At 45.7% G+C, this 19,846-nt stretch carries 18 protein-coding genes and 1 pseudogene; 3 read left to right on the forward strand and 16 right to left on the reverse strand.

What is annotated here, in order from left to right:
- Nucleotides 1–17: 17 nt before the first annotated feature.
- Entirely contained in the window at nt 18–902 is an 885-nt protein-coding gene (locus tag M654_RS13085) for a carbohydrate ABC transporter permease (RefSeq protein WP_026587331.1), read from the reverse strand.
- Nucleotides 903–1,383: 481 nt separating this feature from the next.
- Between M654_RS13085 and M654_RS13090 the strand changes: the two genes are divergently transcribed.
- Both M654_RS13090 and M654_RS13095 read left to right on the forward strand, forming a co-directional pair.
- Nucleotides 1,384–3,624 (forward strand): alpha-galactosidase, encoded by a 2,241-nt coding sequence (locus tag M654_RS13090; protein WP_026587332.1) that lies wholly within the window; start codon nt 1,384–1,386, stop codon nt 3,622–3,624.
- A gap of 14 nt (nt 3,625–3,638) precedes the next feature.
- Nucleotides 3,639–4,607, forward strand: a complete 969-nt coding sequence (locus M654_RS13095) for an ROK family protein (protein WP_026587333.1) — start codon at nt 3,639–3,641, stop codon at nt 4,605–4,607.
- Nucleotides 4,608–4,879: 272 nt separating this feature from the next.
- Here M654_RS13095 and M654_RS13100 read toward each other — a convergent pair whose 3' ends face one another.
- From M654_RS13100 to M654_RS13135, 8 genes are all read right to left on the reverse strand, one after another.
- Nucleotides 4,880–5,584, reverse strand: coding sequence for a hypothetical protein (locus M654_RS13100; RefSeq protein ID WP_026587334.1), 705 nt, complete (start codon nt 5,582–5,584; stop codon nt 4,880–4,882).
- Nucleotides 5,581–6,282, reverse strand: coding sequence for a fluoroquinolone export ABC transporter permease subunit (locus tag M654_RS13105; protein ID WP_051290412.1), 702 nt, complete (start codon nt 6,280–6,282; stop codon nt 5,581–5,583). Before M654_RS13105 ends, M654_RS13100 begins: the two co-directional genes overlap by 4 nt.
- Nucleotides 6,283–6,287: 5 nt before the next feature.
- A complete protein-coding gene (locus tag M654_RS13110) occupies nt 6,288–7,142 on the reverse strand; it encodes an ABC transporter ATP-binding protein (protein WP_026587336.1) in 855 nt (284 codons plus the stop codon).
- On the reverse strand, nt 7,135–7,740 hold the full coding sequence (locus M654_RS13115; RefSeq protein ID WP_026587337.1) for a TetR/AcrR family transcriptional regulator: 606 nt from the start codon (nt 7,738–7,740) through the stop codon (nt 7,135–7,137). Before M654_RS13115 ends, M654_RS13110 begins: the two co-directional genes overlap by 8 nt.
- Before the next feature lie 141 nt (nt 7,741–7,881).
- The gene (locus tag M654_RS13120) at nt 7,882–8,439 is read right to left on the reverse strand and encodes a hypothetical protein (RefSeq protein WP_026587338.1); all 558 of its coding nucleotides are present in this window, start codon (nt 8,437–8,439) and stop codon (nt 7,882–7,884) included.
- A 196-nt stretch (nt 8,440–8,635) separates the two neighbouring features.
- Nucleotides 8,636–9,814: an NAD(P)/FAD-dependent oxidoreductase gene (locus tag M654_RS13125; protein WP_026587339.1), complete on the reverse strand. Its 1,179-nt coding sequence runs from the start codon at nt 9,812–9,814 to the stop codon at nt 8,636–8,638.
- A 42-nt stretch (nt 9,815–9,856) separates the two neighbouring features.
- A complete protein-coding gene (locus M654_RS13130) occupies nt 9,857–10,291 on the reverse strand; it encodes a DUF1641 domain-containing protein (RefSeq protein WP_026587340.1) in 435 nt (144 codons plus the stop codon).
- Nucleotides 10,292–10,687: 396 nt separating this feature from the next.
- Entirely contained in the window at nt 10,688–10,918 is a 231-nt protein-coding gene (locus tag M654_RS13135; RefSeq protein ID WP_026587342.1) for an excisionase family DNA-binding protein, read from the reverse strand.
- A gap of 96 nt (nt 10,919–11,014) precedes the next feature.
- Here M654_RS13135 and M654_RS13140 point away from each other — a divergent pair, with 96 nt between their 5' ends.
- Nucleotides 11,015–11,242 carry a hypothetical protein gene (locus M654_RS13140; protein ID WP_026587343.1) on the forward strand — a complete coding sequence of 76 codons (228 nt, stop codon included), beginning with the start codon at nt 11,015–11,017 and terminating at the stop codon, nt 11,240–11,242.
- A gap of 77 nt (nt 11,243–11,319) precedes the next feature.
- Here the strand turns inward: M654_RS13140 and M654_RS13145 are convergent, their stop codons facing one another.
- The 7 genes and pseudogenes from M654_RS13145 to M654_RS13175 form a co-directional block, all read right to left on the reverse strand.
- Nucleotides 11,320–13,272 carry an AMP-binding protein gene (locus tag M654_RS13145; protein ID WP_026587344.1) on the reverse strand — a complete coding sequence of 651 codons (1,953 nt, stop codon included), beginning with the start codon at nt 13,270–13,272 and terminating at the stop codon, nt 11,320–11,322.
- A gap of 27 nt (nt 13,273–13,299) precedes the next feature.
- Entirely contained in the window at nt 13,300–14,844 is a 1,545-nt protein-coding gene (locus M654_RS13150; RefSeq protein ID WP_035428114.1) for an acyl-CoA carboxylase subunit beta, read from the reverse strand.
- 1 nt (nt 14,845) lies between these two features.
- Complete coding sequence (locus M654_RS13155) at nt 14,846–15,628, reverse strand: enoyl-CoA hydratase (protein ID WP_026587346.1); 783 nt, start codon at nt 15,626–15,628, stop codon at nt 14,846–14,848.
- A 16-nt stretch (nt 15,629–15,644) separates the two neighbouring features.
- Nucleotides 15,645–16,556, reverse strand: a complete 912-nt coding sequence (locus M654_RS13160; RefSeq protein WP_026587347.1) for a hydroxymethylglutaryl-CoA lyase — start codon at nt 16,554–16,556, stop codon at nt 15,645–15,647.
- 17 nt (nt 16,557–16,573) lie between these two features.
- Nucleotides 16,574–16,792: pseudogene (locus M654_RS13165) on the reverse strand (acetyl-CoA carboxylase biotin carboxyl carrier protein subunit); the annotation flags it as partial.
- Nucleotides 16,793–16,805: 13 nt separating this feature from the next.
- The gene (locus M654_RS13170) at nt 16,806–18,140 is read right to left on the reverse strand and encodes an acetyl-CoA carboxylase biotin carboxylase subunit (RefSeq protein WP_026587349.1); all 1,335 of its coding nucleotides are present in this window, start codon (nt 18,138–18,140) and stop codon (nt 16,806–16,808) included.
- 43 nt (nt 18,141–18,183) lie between these two features.
- A complete protein-coding gene (locus M654_RS13175; protein ID WP_026587350.1) occupies nt 18,184–19,821 on the reverse strand; it encodes an AMP-binding protein in 1,638 nt (545 codons plus the stop codon).
- Between the last annotated feature and the right edge of the window lie 25 nt (nt 19,822–19,846).

The following is a 19,846-nucleotide window of genomic DNA, read 5'->3' on the forward strand; positions in this document are numbered from 1 at the left end:
CCAATTCCCCCCTTCACTTATTCGTCATATTCATAGTAGACTTTCTTTCCAAACACCTTAAATTGAATCAATGTGAAAACTAAAATGATGAGAAATAGAATCCAAGCAAGGGCGGAAGCATACCCCATCTTAAAAAACTTGAATGCATCTTGATACAAGTAGAAAACATAAAATAATGATTTATAATTCGGTCCACCGTTTCCGCTGCTTACAACGTACGCTTGTGTGAAAATTTGAAAAGCGCCGATGAGCCCCATGATTAAATTAAAAAAAATAACGTTTGATGTCATAGGTATTGTTATATGCCAAAACTTCGATAACTTACCTGCTCCATCAAGCTCAGCAGCTTCATAGAGCGAAGCAGGCACATTTTGAAGGCCAGCCAGGTAGATAACCATTCCTCCACCTGCTCCCCATAGACTCATAATGATTAACGAAGGTTTAACCATTGCCTCACTCAGCAACCAATTCGAGGTTGGCAGATGAAAAAATGAAAGGATCGCATTCGCAATGCCAAAATCCGGCTGAAAAATCAAGATCCATAATAAAGAGCTGGCAACAGTGGGAACAAGAGACGGTAAATAGAATACAGTTCTAAAAAACCCCATAAACTTTACTTTCGCGTTTAAAAGGACCGCTAACAGATAACCAACTATCAATCCAAGCGGCACTGCAAAAACGGTATAAAAAAGTGTATTCCATAATGATTGCCAAAACAAAGGATCTTTTGTAAATATCTTTTGATAGTTTTCAAACCCTACCCAATTTGCTGTTCCAAGACCCGAATAGTCAGTAAAGGACATATATAACGAATACACCATTGGCCCCGCTGTAAAAACAAAGAACCCAATCAACCAAGGTAAAATGAACATGTAAAACAAAAATGTTTTCGATTTATGCATTTTCCACCCGCCTTATCCAATTCATAAAAAGGGACTCCACATGGCTTTATCAAATACTGGGGAATTCTCAAAATCTTTCTTGTAACCCTTTACATCAGTTTTTAAAAAAATTTTTAACCCCCTTCTGAAATATTAAATTACTAATCAGTTAATTCAATTATTAACGAAACTTAAATATTTGTTAATCGTTAACCTAATAACACAATTATATATTTGCTGAAATTAAATGTCTATAATTTTTTGAGATTTTCAAAAATTAAATAGAAAACGCTTACAATTGTCGTTTTATTTCTAATTCATTCCTGATACCAACAAATAACTAGAATTAAACACATTATCTGTCACAAAATCGTTTTATTAAGTTATGTTTTAGTTTATATATAAGTTTATTCGGTTAAAAAACAAATAGTTTATTTTAATATTTTTTGTTATAATTTAAGTCGCTTACAAATAAGGGATCAGTGAGGAGTGGTGAATAGTAATGCCGATTAAAGTCAATGAGGAAACAAAAGAATTTCATCTTTTCAACCGAAATATTAGTTATATTTTTAGGGTGTTAGAAAAAAGCAAGCAACTAGAGCACCTGTATTATGGGAAAACAATAAAACACCGGGAATCATTTAAGCATCTTATTGAGCGTGAAATAAGACCTTCTTGCAATATGTTCGAAGGCGATCACACTTCATCCTTGGAACACATAAAACAAGAATACCCAAGTTTCGGAACTACAGACTATCGATATCCCGCCCATATGATAACAAATGATACAGGCAGCCATGTTACAAACTTTCAGTTTGAAAGCTATGAAATTATTCAGGGAAAGCCCCCACTCAATCAATTGCCTTCCACTTATGTAGAAAATGAGAGTGAAGCGGAGACCATCGCAATCACATTAGTGGATCCTATTTTAAAGAGCAAATTAATTTTAAGTTATTCCATTTATGCGGATAAAAGTGTTATCTGCCGAAATTCTAGATTGATCAATACCGGTGAGGAAGCATTTTATCTTAATAATGTTATGAGCATGAATGTGGATTTCCCAGACGACAACTATGAAATGGTTCATCTAGCAGGAGCTTGGGCCCGAGAAGCTCACATGGAAGTGCAAAAATTATCAAAAGGAATCCAATCTGTGTATAGTGCGAGAGGTGCCAGCAGCCACGCCCACAATCCTTTTCTTGCTTTGAAGCGGCCGGATACCACTGAGCACACTGGTGATGTATATGGATTCAGCCTGGTATACAGCGGTAACTTTTTAGCACAGGTGGAAGTAGACACATATAGTGTAACCCGGGTAATGATGGGAATTAACCCTTTCTGTTTTAAGTGGAAATTGAATTCAAAAGAATCCTTTCAAACCCCTGAATGCGTTATGGTGTATTCTGACCAAGGATTAAACGGAATGAGCCAAACATTCCATGAGCTTTACCGTACAAGGTTGGTTAGGGGGAATTGGCGTGATAAAGACCGTCCTATTTTAATTAATAACTGGGAAGCCACGTATTTCAATTTCAATGAAGAAAAAATCTTAACAATTGCCGAGGCAGCCAAGGATTTAGGAATTGAGTTATTCGTTTTGGATGATGGCTGGTTTGGAGAAAGACATGATGACACAAGTTCGCTTGGGGACTGGTTCGCAAACAAAGAAAAATTGCCAACTGGCATTAAAGGCTTATCTGAAAAAATAGATGCATTAGGGTTAAAATTCGGCTTGTGGTTTGAGCCAGAGATGGTATGCAAAGGTACAAAACTATTAAATGAGCATCCGGATTGGATTATCGCCACTCCTGGCCGCTCGCCTTCGCATGGGCGCAACCAGTTTATTTTGGATTTTACAAGAGAAGAAGTGGTCGACCATGTCTTCTCGCTAATGGATGAGGTTATTACAGGTACAAAAATAAGCTACATTAAATGGGATATGAACCGGTATATTACAGAAGCTTATTCAATGAGCCTGGCTGCAGATCAACAAGGCGAGGTTTATCATCGGTATATTTTAGGAGTCTATAGACTTTACGAGCGATTAATCCAAAAACATCCGCAAATATTGTTTGAATCTTGTGCAGGAGGAGGAGCTCGATTTGATCCGGGGATGCTATATTATGCTCCGCAAGCTTGGGCCAGTGATGACACAGATGCGGTTGAACGATTAAAAATTCAATATGGTACTTCTCTGGTCTATCCACTAAATTCTATAGGAAGCCACGTTTCAGCTGTTCCGAACCACCAGGTCGGCAGGACAACACCGATTGAATCTCGGGCAAATGTTGCTTATTTCGGCACATTTGGCTATGAACTTGATGTAACAAAACTAAATAATGAAGAAAAAAGAAAAGTGAAAGAACAGGTTTCCTTCTTTAAAGAAAAACGTAATCTCATTCGTAACGGACAGTTTTACCGGCTGCAAAACCCGTTTGAATCAAACGAAGTGTCTTGGATGATTGTATCAGAAGATCAAAGAGAAGCAATCGTGGGATATTATAAGATCCTCGCAAAACCGAACGATAAATACTACCGTATTAAATTAAAAGGCCTAAACCCTGAGAAACTTTATCATATTAAAGAGCGGGGCAGCAATCATTACGGTGATGAATTAATGAATATAGGAATTATTTTAGCTGAGGACTACACAGACCGCGCTGATGAATATTGGCAAAGGGAGTTGCCAGGTGACTTCTCTTCCGAAATATTCGTACTGAAGGAAGTAGAAACTGTGTTGTAAAAAGGAGGATACCTATGAATAATTACATGGTTTTTGATATAGGCGGTAGTGCCATTAAATATGCTGTTATTAATGAAAATGGTGATTTTCTAACCAAGGGTTCATTCCCTTCTTCACCGCTTGGTTTTGAAAAGCTCATCTCTGAATTGTTACAAGTAACGAGTGAAAATCAGAATAAGTACCAAATTTCCGGGATTGCTCTCAGCAGTCCTGGGGGAGTTAACAGCGACACCGGCATTATAGGGGGAACCAGTGCCCTCCCTTGTATACACGGCCCGAATATAAAAGAAATAATTGAAAACAAAAGCGGTTTGCCGGTTGAAATCGAAAATGATGCAAACTGTGCGGCATTATGTGAGGTTTGGAAAGGTGCAGCTGTAGGTAACAACGATGTTTTATTTGTGGTAATCGGTTCTGGAATCGGCGGTGCAGTTGTAATAGATCGAAAAATTCATAAAGGAGCTAACTTGCACAGCGGAGAAATCGGCAATATGATCATGGACACTGTTGGCGATAAAAACAATATTTCTTTCCGGACATGGAGTGATTTAGCTGCAATAGGTGCTCTCGTTCGTCGGGTTGCAGAAGTTAAAGGAATCGATGTATCGAATTTAGATGGAAAACAAGTATTTGCAGCGGCTGAAGCAGGTGATCGGGAGTGTATGAATGCCATCGATGATTTTTATTTATCTTTAGCTAAGGGTATTTTCAACCTCCAGTATGTTTATGATCCGGAGAAAATTATTATTGGCGGTGCAGTCAGCGGTAATGACAATCTTATTAAACAAATAAATAATAAAATTGATATCATAATGAATTCATTGCCGGGTGCTAAAGTACGTCCAATAATAGAAGCATGCAAATTTGGAAACGATGCTAACCTTCTCGGCGCTTTATTCCATTACTTTCAGTGTAGAGATATAGACTGGAAAAGAACAATGCCTGATACTGACCATGAAACTTACGACAGAAGCCCTGCATAAATGCAGAGCTTCTTTTACGAAATTAGTTACAAGCCAATGGCTGTCCCTTAAGACACCAGAAGATTATACAATTTTGTCACTAAAAATGACAGAATTGTATTTCTTTGATAGCGATTGACAGAATTACATGTACATGATGATCGGTAACGCCGTAGTATCTAAAATTGAGATGCACGGTCATTTTTTATTTTAATGTAGCGGTCGGCTGGTCGGCAAAAGTAAGTCAGCCAAGGAATGCGTGTAGCCTCGAAGAAACAACAAGCCCGCAGAGATCATTCACTGTAAAGATCTGTTTTCAATATAAACCTTCGATATAAGCCACACAGCATCAATAAATGAAAAACGATTCCCAATCCGCCGAACAAGAGAACATGCGACCCGGCGAGATAGGTTTTGGCTGTCCAATAAGTCGGTGTGATGATCCCGAAAAACTGCCATGGTTCTGGAATGAAAAAGACGAACGCTGGTGTAAATGCCATAAGGCTGAACCCTTTCATCAAAGCCAATCCTTCGACTTTATTGGAAGCATAAGCCGCCAAAAGCAGCGTATACAGCGGAGCTTCGAGTGTGATCATCGAAAGCGCGAAAAAGAGATGAAGCGGGTGTCCGCTCTCCCACAACAAGAGAATCATGCCATAGCAGAGGGTCACTAACATCGGGAAGGCAAGCCGGATCATTAAATAACCGCGCTTTGAAAGCGGTGTGACGGCAAAATACTGGATTAGATTGTCGTCGCGTTCATCCAGCAGGATAAATCCTGACATGATGCCGAGAATCAGCGGAATCAAGAGCATGGCAAAGCTTATGACCAGCCGGTGGTATACAGCGGCATCCACTCCCGTCATTTTCGCCGCCACCGGTTCGCCGAAACGTATGACGATGATCAACAGCAGCGGCGCCAGTCCATAAAAAGCAAGCATTGAGTCGCGGCAAATCTGTTTCATATCTCCGCGGATCAGCTGGATGATTTTCATCATCGCTTCTCACCTCCGCCAAGCTTGAATGTGATGAACGTTCTCACAGAATGCCGCGTCCATAAAAAGGCGGCACCATTCCAAAGCAACAGGAGGAACAAACAGTAGGCCAGCTCCCATTTGCCGAGCGGGTGAAATGCGGCTTCTAAAAGCAGCAAAGACGCTTTTGACGGCAGAAGGTAAAAAAGCGGACTCTTCCATAACCCGACTGTCTCAAACAATGGGAGAATGAACACCAGTGTGCAGAGAGTGGACAAAAAGAAAAATCCATTCAATGTCACACACCGGACAGCCAATCCCAAACCGATCTGTGTGAAAAAAAATGATGTTAAAAGAACGCCTGACAAAAACAACACGGCGTTTGTGCCGAAACCAAAAACACTGCTGTGGATCAAATAGCTTGATACAAGCGACAATAAGGACAGCGATGCCGTTTTCGACAGGATGTATTCCTCAGGTCTCAGCGGTGTCACAAACAGACTGTCCAAAATGTTTTGCCCTTTTTCCAATAAAACGAGACCGCCGATGAAGAAAAAGCCCAATACACTCGGATCAGAAAAAGTCAGTACGACATTGACCGATTCCTGATGCCCCTTCGGAAGAAATTGCAGGAACACGATGTATGCCGCGCTGATCAGCAAGTAAGCATAATAAAATCCGTGCTTCGCCTGCAGCTTGACATCATGCCGAAAGGCGGACATAAGCCTCACTTTAAACGCCTCCCCGTCACATCAATAAAAATATCTTCAAGCGAAGCTTCCTGTGAATGAATCGTCTCGACCGGATGGCTTTGGATCAAGTTCAAAAACTGTGAATTGTCCCCGATTTGATCGAGTTCAAAATGGGCGGTCTGCAGTTGTTCCCGCCTGCGGTACTCGACTTTGACCAGCCGTTTCCCTTTTTGGACTTTCAGAGTGCGAGGGGAATCAATCAGCGCTACTCTTCCGTCTACGATAAACGCCACACGGTCGCAGATTTCTTCAGCGACATTCATATGGTGCGTCGTGATCAGAATCGTCTTCCCTTCCGCTTTTTTCATCAGGATCAGATTTTTGAGTTGCTTGGCGTGAACGGGATCAAGCCCTGAAGTCGGTTCGTCTAAAAACAAAAGTTCCGGCTTATTGAGGAGCGCCCTGCAAAAGTTAAGTCTCATTTTCATGCCTTTTGAGAAATCGGATACCTTCGTCCTGCCGTCATTTTGAAGGCCGGTCATTTTGAGCAGAGCCTCAAGATCTTCTGTTTCAGAAGCATAAAGGGAACGAAAAAGGCTGAGATTTTCCAGCGCCGTCAATCGATTATAGAAATTGGGAAATTCAAAGGCGACGCCGATTTTTTCGTAAAACGAGCTGCCGGCGCGGTGAAGTTCCTCCCCCATGACACTGACGCGCCCGTCATATCGTTTTAAAATGCCGATCAGTATTTTTTGTATCGTGCTTTTTCCGGCGCCGGACGGTCCGAGAAATCCGAAAATTTCACCCTTCCGGATCGAAAAGTCGATGTCTTTCAAGACCGGTTTTGTTTGTCCGGGGTATGTGAAACAAAGCCCGCTGACTTCAATCACGCTGTTCTGCCCCCTTGCCTGAAAGTCCCTGTCCGATTAATTCGATGAATAAGTCCATCGTTTCCTCGTAATGTTCTGCTCCGATCGTTCTTTTTTGAAAGGATAAAAGAACAAGGGAACGGATCAGGCTGATGATCGTTTCCGGCTTTTTTCTGATGAGCCAGCCGTTTTCCTGGGCGTTGATGATCAACGGTTTAAAAAAATCTTCATCACTTGTGAAATGCTCCTTCAGCTTCTCTTCCGGAAGCTTGCGGAAGAGAGCTTCCATTAATTCTTCATCATACATTTGCCGAATGTATGGATTGTCTTCCAATAGTGCGAGCGCTTCCCGCAAGAACTGTGCAAATGTCTGCCCCGTTTTCGCGAAAGACGCTTCAATTTTAGAGCGAAGCTTTCGTTCCTCCTCCTGCAAAATCTCAAAATACAGCTCCTCTTTTGAGGCGAAAAATAAATAGAACGACCCTTGGGCGATGCCCGCAGCTTTTGTCAAATCACTGACGCTCGTTTTTTTCAGCCCCCATTGTGCAAACTGCTCTCTTCCGGCTTGTAACAGCTTTAAACGGATGGTTTCTTTTTCTTTTTCGCTAAACTTCGGCATCGTGCTCTCTCCTTATTTTAAAAACATATGAATATTTTTATTTTATATTCATAATAATGCGCTTTTTCTTTTCATGTGTCAATCCCTTTTTATTGCAAAAGGAAGTGGGAGCTGAATAGTCGGGGAGCGCATGTTCCAGCGCTATGAAAGGGAATTTCGTCCGTCATGGTCAACTGCAAATGCAAAAATGACTTTAAAGATATATAAGGACAAAAGGATCGTGAGAATGTTCGGAAGCAAATTTGAAAATAAAAGGAGCAGACAAATGCCGGACATCGCAAAAAATGCCCCTGTGATCCTTTGTCTTGGATGTCTTGTTAAAGCATTGATAAACAACGCTGATATGACGGTGTAGCCCCATGCAGAAAAGCAGATCCGCATATATGGAGTAAATAACCATCCAAGAACGATCGGCTGGATATGAATCAAAATAAATACGAGCCGGGCTTTCGCATTTTCTTTGTAATAGCGGTTTGTGGAAGAAGAAAAATTGGCGATCACTCCGCCTGTGATATCAATGGTTAATGCCGCCAGCAGCAAGCTTTGCCATATGTGAAAATGCTGCCACCCTGAATATGAAGCAGTTAACAGAAGCGAGGACATCCCCATGGCAAACAAAAGTGTTAAACATAACTCAGATACAGCAATTCTCTTGCCGAACAATTCATGAAGAGGAGCAGGTACTTTCAGCATTTTCATGTGTTTTACCTCCTAGTTCTTATTCTTTCGGTACATGTCTATGTTGCCTGAAAAAAATCATCAAGGCCTTCCCGTCAGTGAAATCTGTGCGGCATTTTTTGTGTCATAGTTTTCACAACATTTTCATTTACCCGTCAAATTTGAAGCAAAAAAAGCGCCACTTATAGTTTAAACTATAAGTAGCGCTTCCTTTACATTAATAAGCTAAGCTGAACAGACCTTTAATATGGCTCAGGTAACGGACATTGCTCGCTTCTTTCATCAATGAAGCAGGCAGGCCTTTAAGAGACGTGCTGTTTGCGCCGATCACGGCAACCGCGTCTTTGCGGCCAAGGCTTGCAAGCGTCCCTGAGTTTACAGGGCTGAATGTTTCCATTGATTTGTTTTCTAAGTATGCATATAAGTTGTAGCCGATCAGCTCGCCCATTTGCCAAGCGATTTGCGCTGTCGGAGGGTATGGACGGCCATCCGGACCAAAGACAACGGCACTGTCTCCTGCAACAAATACATCTTCGTGGGATGTAGATTGAAGGAAGTCGTTGACAGTCGCGCGTCCGCGGTTGACTTCAAGTCCTGATTCGCCGATAAGCGGATTACCTTGAACACCGCCGGTCCAGACGAATGTGTTTGTGACGATTTTTTGACCGTCTTTCAAATCAACGACGTTTCCTTCCACATTTGTGACAGGAAGACCTGTTAAAAATTCAACGCCGCGTTTTTCAAGGCTTTTTGTCGCGCGTTCGATCAGCTCGTCAGGAAGCACAGGCAGGATTTTCGGACCGGCTTCGACTAATTTCAGCTTGATTTCTTTAGGATCTACACCGTAGCTTTTGGCAAGGTTCGGCATGATGTCAGCCAGTTCGCCGACAAGTTCAACACCGGTCAGTCCGCCGCCGCCGATTAAGATTGTCGCATCAGCTTCATTTTTTGTTTTGGCGTATTCCGCCACTCGTTCTTCAACATGCTTGAAGATTTTGTTCGCATCGTTTGCGGATTTCAGCACCATGCTGTTTTCTTCAAGTCCAGGGATGCCGAAGTAGGCTGTGACAGATCCAAGACCGACAACAAGCGCATCATACGTTAAAGTTGAGCCGTCAGAAAGGGCGACTTCTTTTTTGTCGACTGAGAAAGAATTGACTTTCGCGATTTTAAGATCGATGTCTTTTCCTTTGAAAAGCTTTGTAAGCGGCATGGCGATCGCTTGTTCAGAAACGTTGCCCGCTGCCAGGCGATGCAGTTCTGTGATGATTTGGTGTGTTGGGTATTGGTTAACCACTGTAACTGTTGCTTCTTCTTTACTGTAATGTTTGCGTACTGTTAAAGCGGACAGTAATCCGCCGTAACCAGCGCCTAAAATGACAATATGTTTTGACATCGTAAATCCTCCGTCCTTATTCTAAATATATTCTGAAGGTTGTTATTTTTGTTTTTCGCGTTCTGACATGATTTGCAGATAGCTTTGAGCAAAGCGGAACAGCTTCTGCGCCTGCGGATCCTTGAGCATTCTCAGAAGACCGAACAGGCCGATGACTTCGTTGCTTTCCTCAGCGCGGTCTTTTGCTTCAATGGCCGTCGACGCGATTTCTTTCGCCGTTTCTTTCACAGGCTCCAAAATTTCTGTAATGGCACCTACAGTGTCGCTTTTCAACACTTCATCAGTTGCCACGGATTGGGCGAAATCGTAAGACTTCGTCAAAATGTTGACCAGTTCTGTCAGCTTTGGAAGCTGGTCGACCAGGACAGTCAAAGATTCCTGCACTTCAGGTTTTAACAGTTGATCAATAAGATCGCGTTGGCTTTGACTTACAGATTCGTTTGTTTGATCATTCGTTTGATCGATTGTTTCCGGCATAACCAATTCTCCTTTACAATAAGCGATGTGCTGTTTTTTGATGGAAGCCCTTCCAATTACAGTTTGTGAATTTATGCACAAACAAGTCCAGAAAAAAGCGCTCCCCGGTGTGTTTGTTTTGCGTTTTCAGCGGTGTCCTTTTGAAGCACAAACCAAAAACTTGCAATCTAAAACACAATGTATATTTTACTATTAAATGATAACATTTTTTGAACAAAAAATGAACGCGATTGTGTCGGAAATGAAAGAAAAACATAGAAAACTTGATCTGAAAGGGTTGTTTCATTCCTTTCATTTCCTATATTGTGTCTTCGTGATCCAATTCCCCTCCCCTGAGACAAAAGATGCACAAATGAAGATGCTGAAAAAACCTTTGTTTACATAATATATTTATTGTCAATCTTCATCTTTTACATCCGGGTCCTCCGGAAGCGGTTCGTTTAAAATCGCCTCAACCATTTCCTTATACTTTTCCATCTGCTCCAAATGTGTATGAAATTGTTCTTTATTCAGCAAATATTGCTGTCCGTCATGGATCGCCCGGATTTTCCTTTGTCTGACGAGCTGTTCGATATATGATTCTGGAAGTGATAAATATTCTGCGGTCTCTTTTATCGTTAAGTACATTTTTGGATCCCTTTCGTCCCGATTTTAGGCGAACGCTGCCATTTTACAGATCATAAGATAAGGTATATCAGTTTAGATGATGGAGGCACATTCACGATGTATTCAAAATGGAATTCTGAAGCGCCCTATCCGCCTGCTGCCTCACAAATCCCGCCGGGTCAGCCATCTGCCCAACAGATGACAGAAAGGTTAAAACATCTGGAGGATCAAATGGGGATGCTGATTAAGCTGATGGAAAGCAACAACCAGCTCCTGCGCTCAATTGAGGAACAGCAAAACCGTGTATGTACGTCCGGCGGCGGTTCGGTTATTGTCCGAATGTAAGTCAGCGACCCGCTTATCTCAAAATAAAGAAGAAGGCCATCACCCTTCTTCTTTATTTTTGCGCCTCCATCAGTATACTATAGAAGTTTTCGCTCCGAAAGCCGGGCGATTTCATCGTAAACTTCGGGGTTTTCCAAGGCGGACAAATCTCCCGAAGGCTCGTTTAAATAGGCGGCACGTATCAGTCTTCTCATTACTTTTGCATTTCTCGTCTTTGGCAGTCCGCTGACGAAATGAACATCTTTCGGCTTGACCGCTTTTCCGATCGCGCGGCATGCGAGCTCCAGCAAGTCTTCCTTCAATGTCTCAGAAGGCGGCTCTGTTTTCGCGGGAACGGCAAAGCATACAACAGCCTGCCCTTTCATATCATCGGGAACGCCGATAACTCCGGCTTCCGCGATGGCGGGATGCGCCACCAAAACCGATTCGATCTCCGCGGGACCGATTCTTTTGCCGGCGACATTGATGACGTCATCCGACCGTCCGCTGATCGTCCAGAACCCTTCCTCATCTTTTTTCGCCCAGTCGCCGTGCACCCAAACATCTTTCCAGCGGCTCCAGTATGTTTGTTCATACCTGTCCGCCTCCTTCCAAAAACCGTTCGTCATGCCGACCCACGGTTTTGTCAAGACAAGCTCTCCGACCTCGTTTGTGACCTCTGCCCCTACTTCATTGAAGACATTGGCGGCCATTCCCGGTAAAGGCGAGTTGAAAGCTGCCGGCGCTATCGGCCGAAGGAGCACGTTGCCCAAAATGCCGCCGGCAATTTCCGTTCCTCCCGAATAGTTGAAAATGGGCACCTTCTCTTTTCCAACGTGGCGGAACAGCCACATCCACGGTTCTTCATTCCACGGCTCGCCTGTTGAGCCGATCACTTTCAGGCTGGAAAGATCGCACGTTTGCAGAAACCCCTCCCCATGCTGCATCAACGAACGAATGAGCGTCGGAGAGATGCCGAGATGTGTGACCCCGTGGCGGCTGACAAGCTTCCAGATCCGGTCCGGCTCCGGGTGATCAGGCGCCCCGTCATACAGCAAAATGGCCGCTCCATTGATCAAGCCGCCAAATATTAAAAACGGCCCCATCATCCAGCCCATGTCTGTATACCAAAAAAAGGTGTCTCCTTGTTTTACATCCATGCCAAATCCGGCATCAAACGCAGCTTTAAGCGGAAAACCGGCGTGGGTATGAACCGCTCCCTTCGGCTGTCCGGTCGTCCCCGAGGTATAAAGGAGCATAAGCGGATCAGAGCTTGCCATCTCTTCGGTGTTTTCAAGCGGTTCGTGCTTCATCAGATCATCCCAGGCTATATCCCTTGCTTTGTTTATGTTTGGATTTGAACCGTGAAGGCGGCAGACGACGACTTTTTCGACAGATGGCGAGCGGTTTGCGGCCTCGTCCGCCTCTTTTTTCATCGGGACGGCTTTTCCCCTTCTGTGAAACGCGTCTGCGGTAACAAGCACTTTTGCTCCGGCGGCTCGCAACCTTGAGGAGACAGCATGCGCCCCATAGCCTGAAAAGATCGGCGAAAAAACCGCTCCGATTTTGGCGGCCGCAAGCATGGCGATGACGGTTTCGGGGATCATCGGCATGTAGATCGCTATCACTTCGCCTTTTTGAACCCCCAGCGCTTTAAAGCCCGCTGCCGCACAGGATATGCTGTGATGCAAGGAAGAAAATGAGATTTGCTTCGTTTTTCCGTCTTCACTTTCCCAAATGAGCGCTGCAGCGTCCGCCGTTTCTGTTTGGACAGACCATTTTTCCACGGCATTACAAACGGCATTTAAGCGGCCGCCGGCAAACCATGTCGGCCATTTGATGCCGTGATCTGTGTTTAATGCCGCACTGTATCGCTTGTACCAGCTGATACCGAGGGCTTTTTCAGCTTCTTCCCAAAACCAGGCGATATCGTCTATCGAGGCTTTCAAAAAGTCGCCATAATCGCTAAAGCCGAGCCCTTTCATCCATTGATACAGCCTGGTCGTTTTGACGAATTCAGGATCCGGCCGCCAAACCGCTTGTTCAGTCATGCATTTTCTCCTTTCCATTTTTTGATATCAGACAGGATAGACAGGATGCTTCCGTTCGGTAAATGTCATGTATTTTGTCATGTAGGCCTTAAAGCGTTTCGTCAGCTCCGTCCGGAGAGAATCGGCCGGAATGATGCCGTCGACGATCATTTCCGAAGCAAGCCGGTAAATATCGATGTCTTGTTGATACTCTTCGCGTTTTTTGGCGATAAATGCTGCCCGTTCTTCTTTGGGAAGCTCTGCGATTTTCTTGGCGTAAACGGCGTTGACCGCAGCCTCAGGCCCCATCACGGCGATTTGCGCCGTCGGCAGCGCCAGGCAGCAGTCAGGTTCAAAAGCCGGTCCGGCCATCGCATACAATCCGGCGCCGTACGCTTTTCTGACGATGACGGATATTTTCGGCACGGTTGCTTCGGCCATCGCCGAAATCATTTTGGCTCCGTGTCTGATGATACCTGCCCGCTCGACTTTCGTTCCGATCATAAATCCCGGTATGTCGGCTAAAAAAAGCAAAGGAATGTTATAGGCATCGCATAAGTGAATGAATTTTGCAGCTTTATCTGCGGAATCGTGGAAAAGGACCCCTCCTTTCACACGCGGCTGGTTGGCGATGATGCCGACAGGCTGTCCGTCCAGCCGCGCCAGCCCTGTGATGAGTTCGGGAGCGAACAATTTTTTGATTTCAAAAAAAGAATCCTCATCAATGATCCGGCTGATCAGATCCATCATTTGAAAAGGGGCGTTTTGATTTTGCGGAATGATCTCCTCCAGTGATTGATCAAACGTTTGTGCCGGCCTTGGGTGAGCGGCGGGCGCTTTTTCTCTGTAGTTGGCCGGAAAATAGGACAGATAGCTGCGGGCTGACAGGATCGCTTCCTCTTCCGTTGCAGCGAGGATGTCTCCGCAGCCGGATACAGAGCAGTGCATCTTGGCTCCGCCCATTTCTTCCAGGGTGACCTTTTCACCGATGACCATCTCCGCCATCCGCGGTGAGCCTAAATACATCGATGCGTTTCCTTCAACCATTATGACGATGTCGCAGAAAGCCGGAATATAGGCGCCGCCGGCCGCTGAAGGGCCGAACAAAAGACAGACCTGCGGAATGCGCCCGGATAATTTGACCTGGTTGTAAAAAATCCGTCCCGCCCCCCTTCTTCCCGGAAACATGTCAACCTGATCGGTAATCCTTGCACCGGCCGAGTCGACCAGGTAAAAAAGAGGACAATTTAATTTTTCGGCTGTTTCCTGAATGCGGATGATTTTTTCAACGGTTCTCGCTCCCCATGAACCGGCCTTTACGGTTGAATCATTGGCCATCACGCAAACGGTTTGTCCGCCGATTTTGCCGATCCCTGTGACCACCCCGTCCGCCGGAAGCTCCTCAGCCATGCAATTGGCAAAAAAAGCATCTTCCAGGTCGAGGTCGTCGTCCAAGAGGAGCTTCAGTCGATCTCTGACAAACCATTTCCCTTTCTTTTCGTTTGCATCATGATATTTTTGCGCCCCGCCAGTTTTGATCTGTCGGATGCGTTCATTTAGTTCTTTTTCGGCTGCCAACGGCTGTCCCTCCATTCTATTCTCCTGTATAACGAGGCTTTCGTTTTTCTGAAAAAGCCTTCAGCCCTTCTGTTCGATCCTTCGTCGGAATCGTCAGTTCATATGCCTTTTGTTCAATGGAAAGTCCTGTTTCGATGTCTGTCTCAAGCCCTTTATTGATGGCGAACTTCGCCTGCCGGACGGCAATCGGACCGTTTGCGGCGATGGTCAAGGCGATGTCTTCCGCTTTCTCTTTTAGCTCTGATAAAGGAACGACATGTTCGACAAGACCGATGTCCTTGGCTGTCTGTGCGTTAATACGACAGCCGGTGTAGATCATTTCCTTCGCTTTGCCGCGACCGATTAAGCGCGGCAGCCGCTGCGTCCCCCCTGCACCCGGGATAATTGCCAGCGTTGTTTCAGGAAGGCCGAGTTCGATGTGGCTGGCTGCGATTCTGATATCGCACGCCAAGGCAAATTCAAGCCCGCCGCCCAAAGTGCTGCCGTTCAGGGCGGCGATGACCGGCTGCGGCAGCCGATCCGTTTCACGGAACACGTTTTGGATCAAAGACACGGCCTGTTTCGCTTCCAAGCGGCTCATTTGGGCCCTTTCCTTTAAATCGGCGCCGGCACAAAATGCTCTGTCGCCTTTTCCAGTGATGATGACACAGCGGATGTCCGGATTGGATTGAATATCGCGGAGAGCATTCTTTAGCTCATCAAGGAGCGCAAGCGATAAAGCGTTTCTGGCCTGCGGCCTGTTCAGTGTGAGAACCGCGACTGATTGTTGCTGGATGGAAAATTGGAGATTCGGTTCCACCGGTCTCCCTCCTTTTTTATGAAAAGCAGTCCAATGATTTGGCTGTCTGTAAATTTCGGCTTGGCAGCTGCCTGCCTGCTTTGTCTTCGATCCATTTGGCAGCCAAAAGAAGCTTCCCGAGATCGACCCCGGTTTCGATTCCCATTTGCGCGCACATATAAATCAGATCATCTGTTGCGGCATTGCCCGATGCCCCCGGTGCGTACGGGCAGCCGCCCAACCCGCCGCAGGCTCCGTCAAAGGTGGTGATCCCCATGTCCATGGCCGCGATCATGTTGGCGAGGGCCATCCCTCTCGTATCATGAAAATGGAGTGCGATGTTTTCTTTCGGAAAACGTTTCAGCAGGGCTTCGAGCACAATCTGCACCTGAACGGGATTGGCGGCGCCGATCGTATCCCCGAGGGAAAGCTCATCGATCTCCATTTCAAACAGCGCCTCAGTGATGCGGATGATCTGCTCTAAAGGCACGCTGTTTTCATAAGGGCAGCCAAATACAGTGGATAGATAGGCTCTTGTGGTGAGTTTGGCTTTAATGGCTTCTCTTGTGACATCTTTTAAAATGGGAAGCGTTTCACTGATCGATTTGTTGATGTTTTTCATGTTGTGTGTTTCACTTGCCGACATAAATACGGCAGCTTCATCAATTTTTCCTGCAAGCGCCCGCTCCAGCCCTTTTTGGTTGGGGACGAGCGCGGCATAGGTGACGCCCGGCTTCCGGCTGATGCCCTTGGCGACGTCAAGGGCGTCCGAAAGCGCCGGAATCCATTTAGGGTGAACGAATGATGTGATTTCAATATAGGAAAGTCCTGTCTCAGAGAGCATGTTGATCCAGGCGATTTTTTCGCCTGTCGTGAGTACGGTTTTCTCATTTTGCAGACCGTCGCGCGGTCCGACTTCCTTGATGCTGATTGTTTTTGGAACGTTCATTTGTTTTCCTCCAGACGCTATTGAAGCTCTAACAATACTTCACCTTCATCTGCAAAATCACCCTCGCTTTTTTTGACCGCTTTGACGACCCCGTCCGTTTCCGATAAAATCGGAATTTCCATTTTCATCGATTCCAAAATTGCGACTTCTTGGCCTTTTTCGACTCTGTCTCCTGTTTTCACGAGAATTTTCCATACGTTTCCCGCCATATTGGTGACAACAGTACTCATGGCAAGCCTCCTTGTTTTTTTATTTCATCTGGCTGATAAAATCGGTTGGGACTCCCCCCTTTTGAAATGCTTCTGAGCGTACGATGTCTTGAAGAAGCGGAATGTTCGTTTTGATTCCCTCAACATGATATTGTGCGAGCGCTTCGGTTAAGAGGGTGATCGCTTCGCTTCTGTCCTTCCCTTTGACAATCATTTTGGCAATCATCGGATCGTAAAACGGGGTGATGTTCATATTGGCTGATACGGCGCATTCATGCCGAATGCTTGGATGCTGCGGCAGCTTGAGATCAGTGATCCGTCCCGGTGACGGGAAAAAGGTTTTCGGGTCTTCAGCGCATATCCTGACTTCAATCGCATGACCGTCCCGCTTGATATCTTTTTGGGAAAAAGCGAGTGACTTGCCTGAAGCTACAGCTAGCTGTTCTTGTACAATGTCCAGCCCGGTAATTTCTTCTGTGACAGGATGTTCGACTTGCAGGCGGGTGTTCATCTCGAGAAAATAGAAACGGTTCTCTTGATCGACTAAAAACTCGATTGTCCCCGCATTGGTGTAGCCGATTGACAGGGCGGCTTTGACGGCGGCATCGCCGAGTTTTTTTCTCATTGTTTCATTCAAGAGCGGGGCCGGGGCTTCTTCGATGATTTTTTGCTGCCGCCTTTGAATTGAGCAGTCGCGCTCCCAGAGGTAGACGGCGTTCCCATGCTCGTCTGCTAAAAGCTGGATTTCGATATGTCGGGCCCGTTCAATGCATTTTTCCATATACATGGCTCCGTCTCCAAAAAAATCGGCAGCGCGTTTTTGGTTGCCTTCATATGCCTTTTTTAATTCATATTCGTCTGCGATGCGCTGCATGCCAATGCCTCCTCCACCGAGAGAAGCCTTGAGCATCACAGGATAACCGATGGATGACGCGACAGAGAGCGCTTCCTCTAGTCCTGACAGGCGTTTGGATACACCGGGAACAACGGGGATTGATGCGTTTTCCATTGCTTTTCTCGCTGCGATTTTGCTCCCCATTTTGGCGATCACGTCGGGTGATGGGCCGATAAAAGCGATGTTTTCCTCCTTGCATCTTTCAGCAAAGCGGCTGTTCTCCGAAAGCAGGCCGTAACCGGGATGGATCGCGTCGGCTTCCGCTTGTTTGGCGGTATCAATGATTTTTTCGATATTTAAATAGCTTTCATTGACCCGCGGCTTTCCGATCGGCCATGCTTCATCAGCCGCCTTGACATGCAGGGACTCCGCATCGGCTTCAGAATACACAGCAATGGTTTGAATGCCGAGCCGTTTGCATGTTCGAATAATCCGAAGGGCGATTTCCCCGCGGTTGGCAATCAGCAGTTTTTTATACAAGTAAGCTCCCCCTTCCATGTTAGTCGCACGCAGAAAATACCAATTACAATTTGAAATATTCGGATGCCATTTCCCTTAATTTGAATTTTTGCACCTTTCCTGACGCCGTCATTGGAAAGTCATCTACAAAAGCGATATAACGCGGAATTTTATAGCGCGCAATTTTCCCTTGGCAATACGCCTTGAGCTCATCTGCTGTTAAAGATTCTCCGCTTTTCAGCTTGACCCAGGCCGATACCTCTTCGCCGTAGGTCTCACTGGGGACGCCGACGACCTGTACATCCAAAATGCCGGGGTGCTGATACAAAAATTCTTCAATTTCCCGCGGATAAATGTTTTCTCCGCCTCTGATCACCATGTCCTTGAGTCTCCCGGTAATCCGGCAGTAGCCGTCTTCGTCCATGACGGCCAAATCGCCTGTATGCAGAAAACCGTCTACATCAATGACCGCCTTTGTTGCCTCCGGATTTTGATAATAGCCTTTCATGACATGATAGCCGCGTGTGCAAAGCTCGCCTTGTCTGCCTCTTTCCACTTCCCGGTTTGTACCGGGCTCGGTGATTTTCACTTCAATATTCGGAAGGGCGCGTCCGACGGTTTCAACCCTTCTTCTCAAGGAATCATTGACCCTTGTCTGGGTGATCACCGGTGAAGCCTCGGTCTGTCCGTAGGCGATCGTAATTTCTGTGATTCCCATTTTTTCAATAACCGCTTTCATCACCTCAATCGGACAGTTTGATCCAGCCATGATGCCCGTTCTTAAAGAAGACAGGTTGTAGGATTGGAAATGTTCATCATTCAATTCAGCGATGAACATGGTGGGCACTCCGTGAAGTGCGGTGCATTTTTCTTGTTCAACAGCCTGAAGGACCTTGGCCGGGCTGAATTCCTGGATCGGAACCATTGTCGCGCCGGCGGTGACGCACGCCAGGTTTCCTAGTACACATCCAAAGCAGTGAAAAAATGGTACGGGAATACACATGCGGTCTTCGGCCGTTAAATTCATACATTCGGCAATATTGGCTGCATTGTTGATGAGGTTGTAGTGCGTGAGCATGACGCCTTTTGGGAATCCTGTTGTGCCTGATGTATACTGCATATTGATCACATCATGTTCATCCAGGCTCTCCATTCTTTCATCAAGTTCTTTTTCACTCACAGAGCCGGCCTGAGCCAAAAGATCCTCCCAGGTGAACATGCCGGGGTGCCGGCTTGTTCCAAGTACAATGATATTTTTTAAGAAAGGCAGTCTGTCAGAAGTCAAACTGCCGGGTTCGGCATCTTTTAATTCAGGGAGCAAGTCATATAAGATATCAATATAGGAAGTGCCCTTGTAAGACTCCATTAAAATGAGAGTCGATGAATCCGATTGCGCCAAAGCAAATTCGAGCTCTGAAGACTGGTAGTTTGTATTGATTGTGACGAGCACGGCGCCGGTTTTTGCGGCTGCAAACTGCGCTGTAAGCCATTCCGGTGTATTGGAAGCCCAGATGGCTACGTGTTCCCCCTTTTGAATACCGAGTTTCATCAATCCTTTTGCCGCTTTTCTGCATAGCTGATCAAATTGCCGATACGAATAACGGAGGCCGCGGTCGCAATAGATGACGGCTTCGTGATCAGGCGCGCTTTTTGCCGTTTGCTCCAACAGTTTTCCAATCGTCACATGGACTGGCTCTGCCAATCGTTGGTCTCCCCTTTCTTGGTAA

This window comes from Bacillus sp. NSP9.1, from assembly GCF_000465465.2.
In the GTDB taxonomy this organism is placed as follows: domain Bacteria; phylum Bacillota; class Bacilli; order Bacillales; family Bacillaceae; genus Bacillus; species Bacillus sonorensis_A.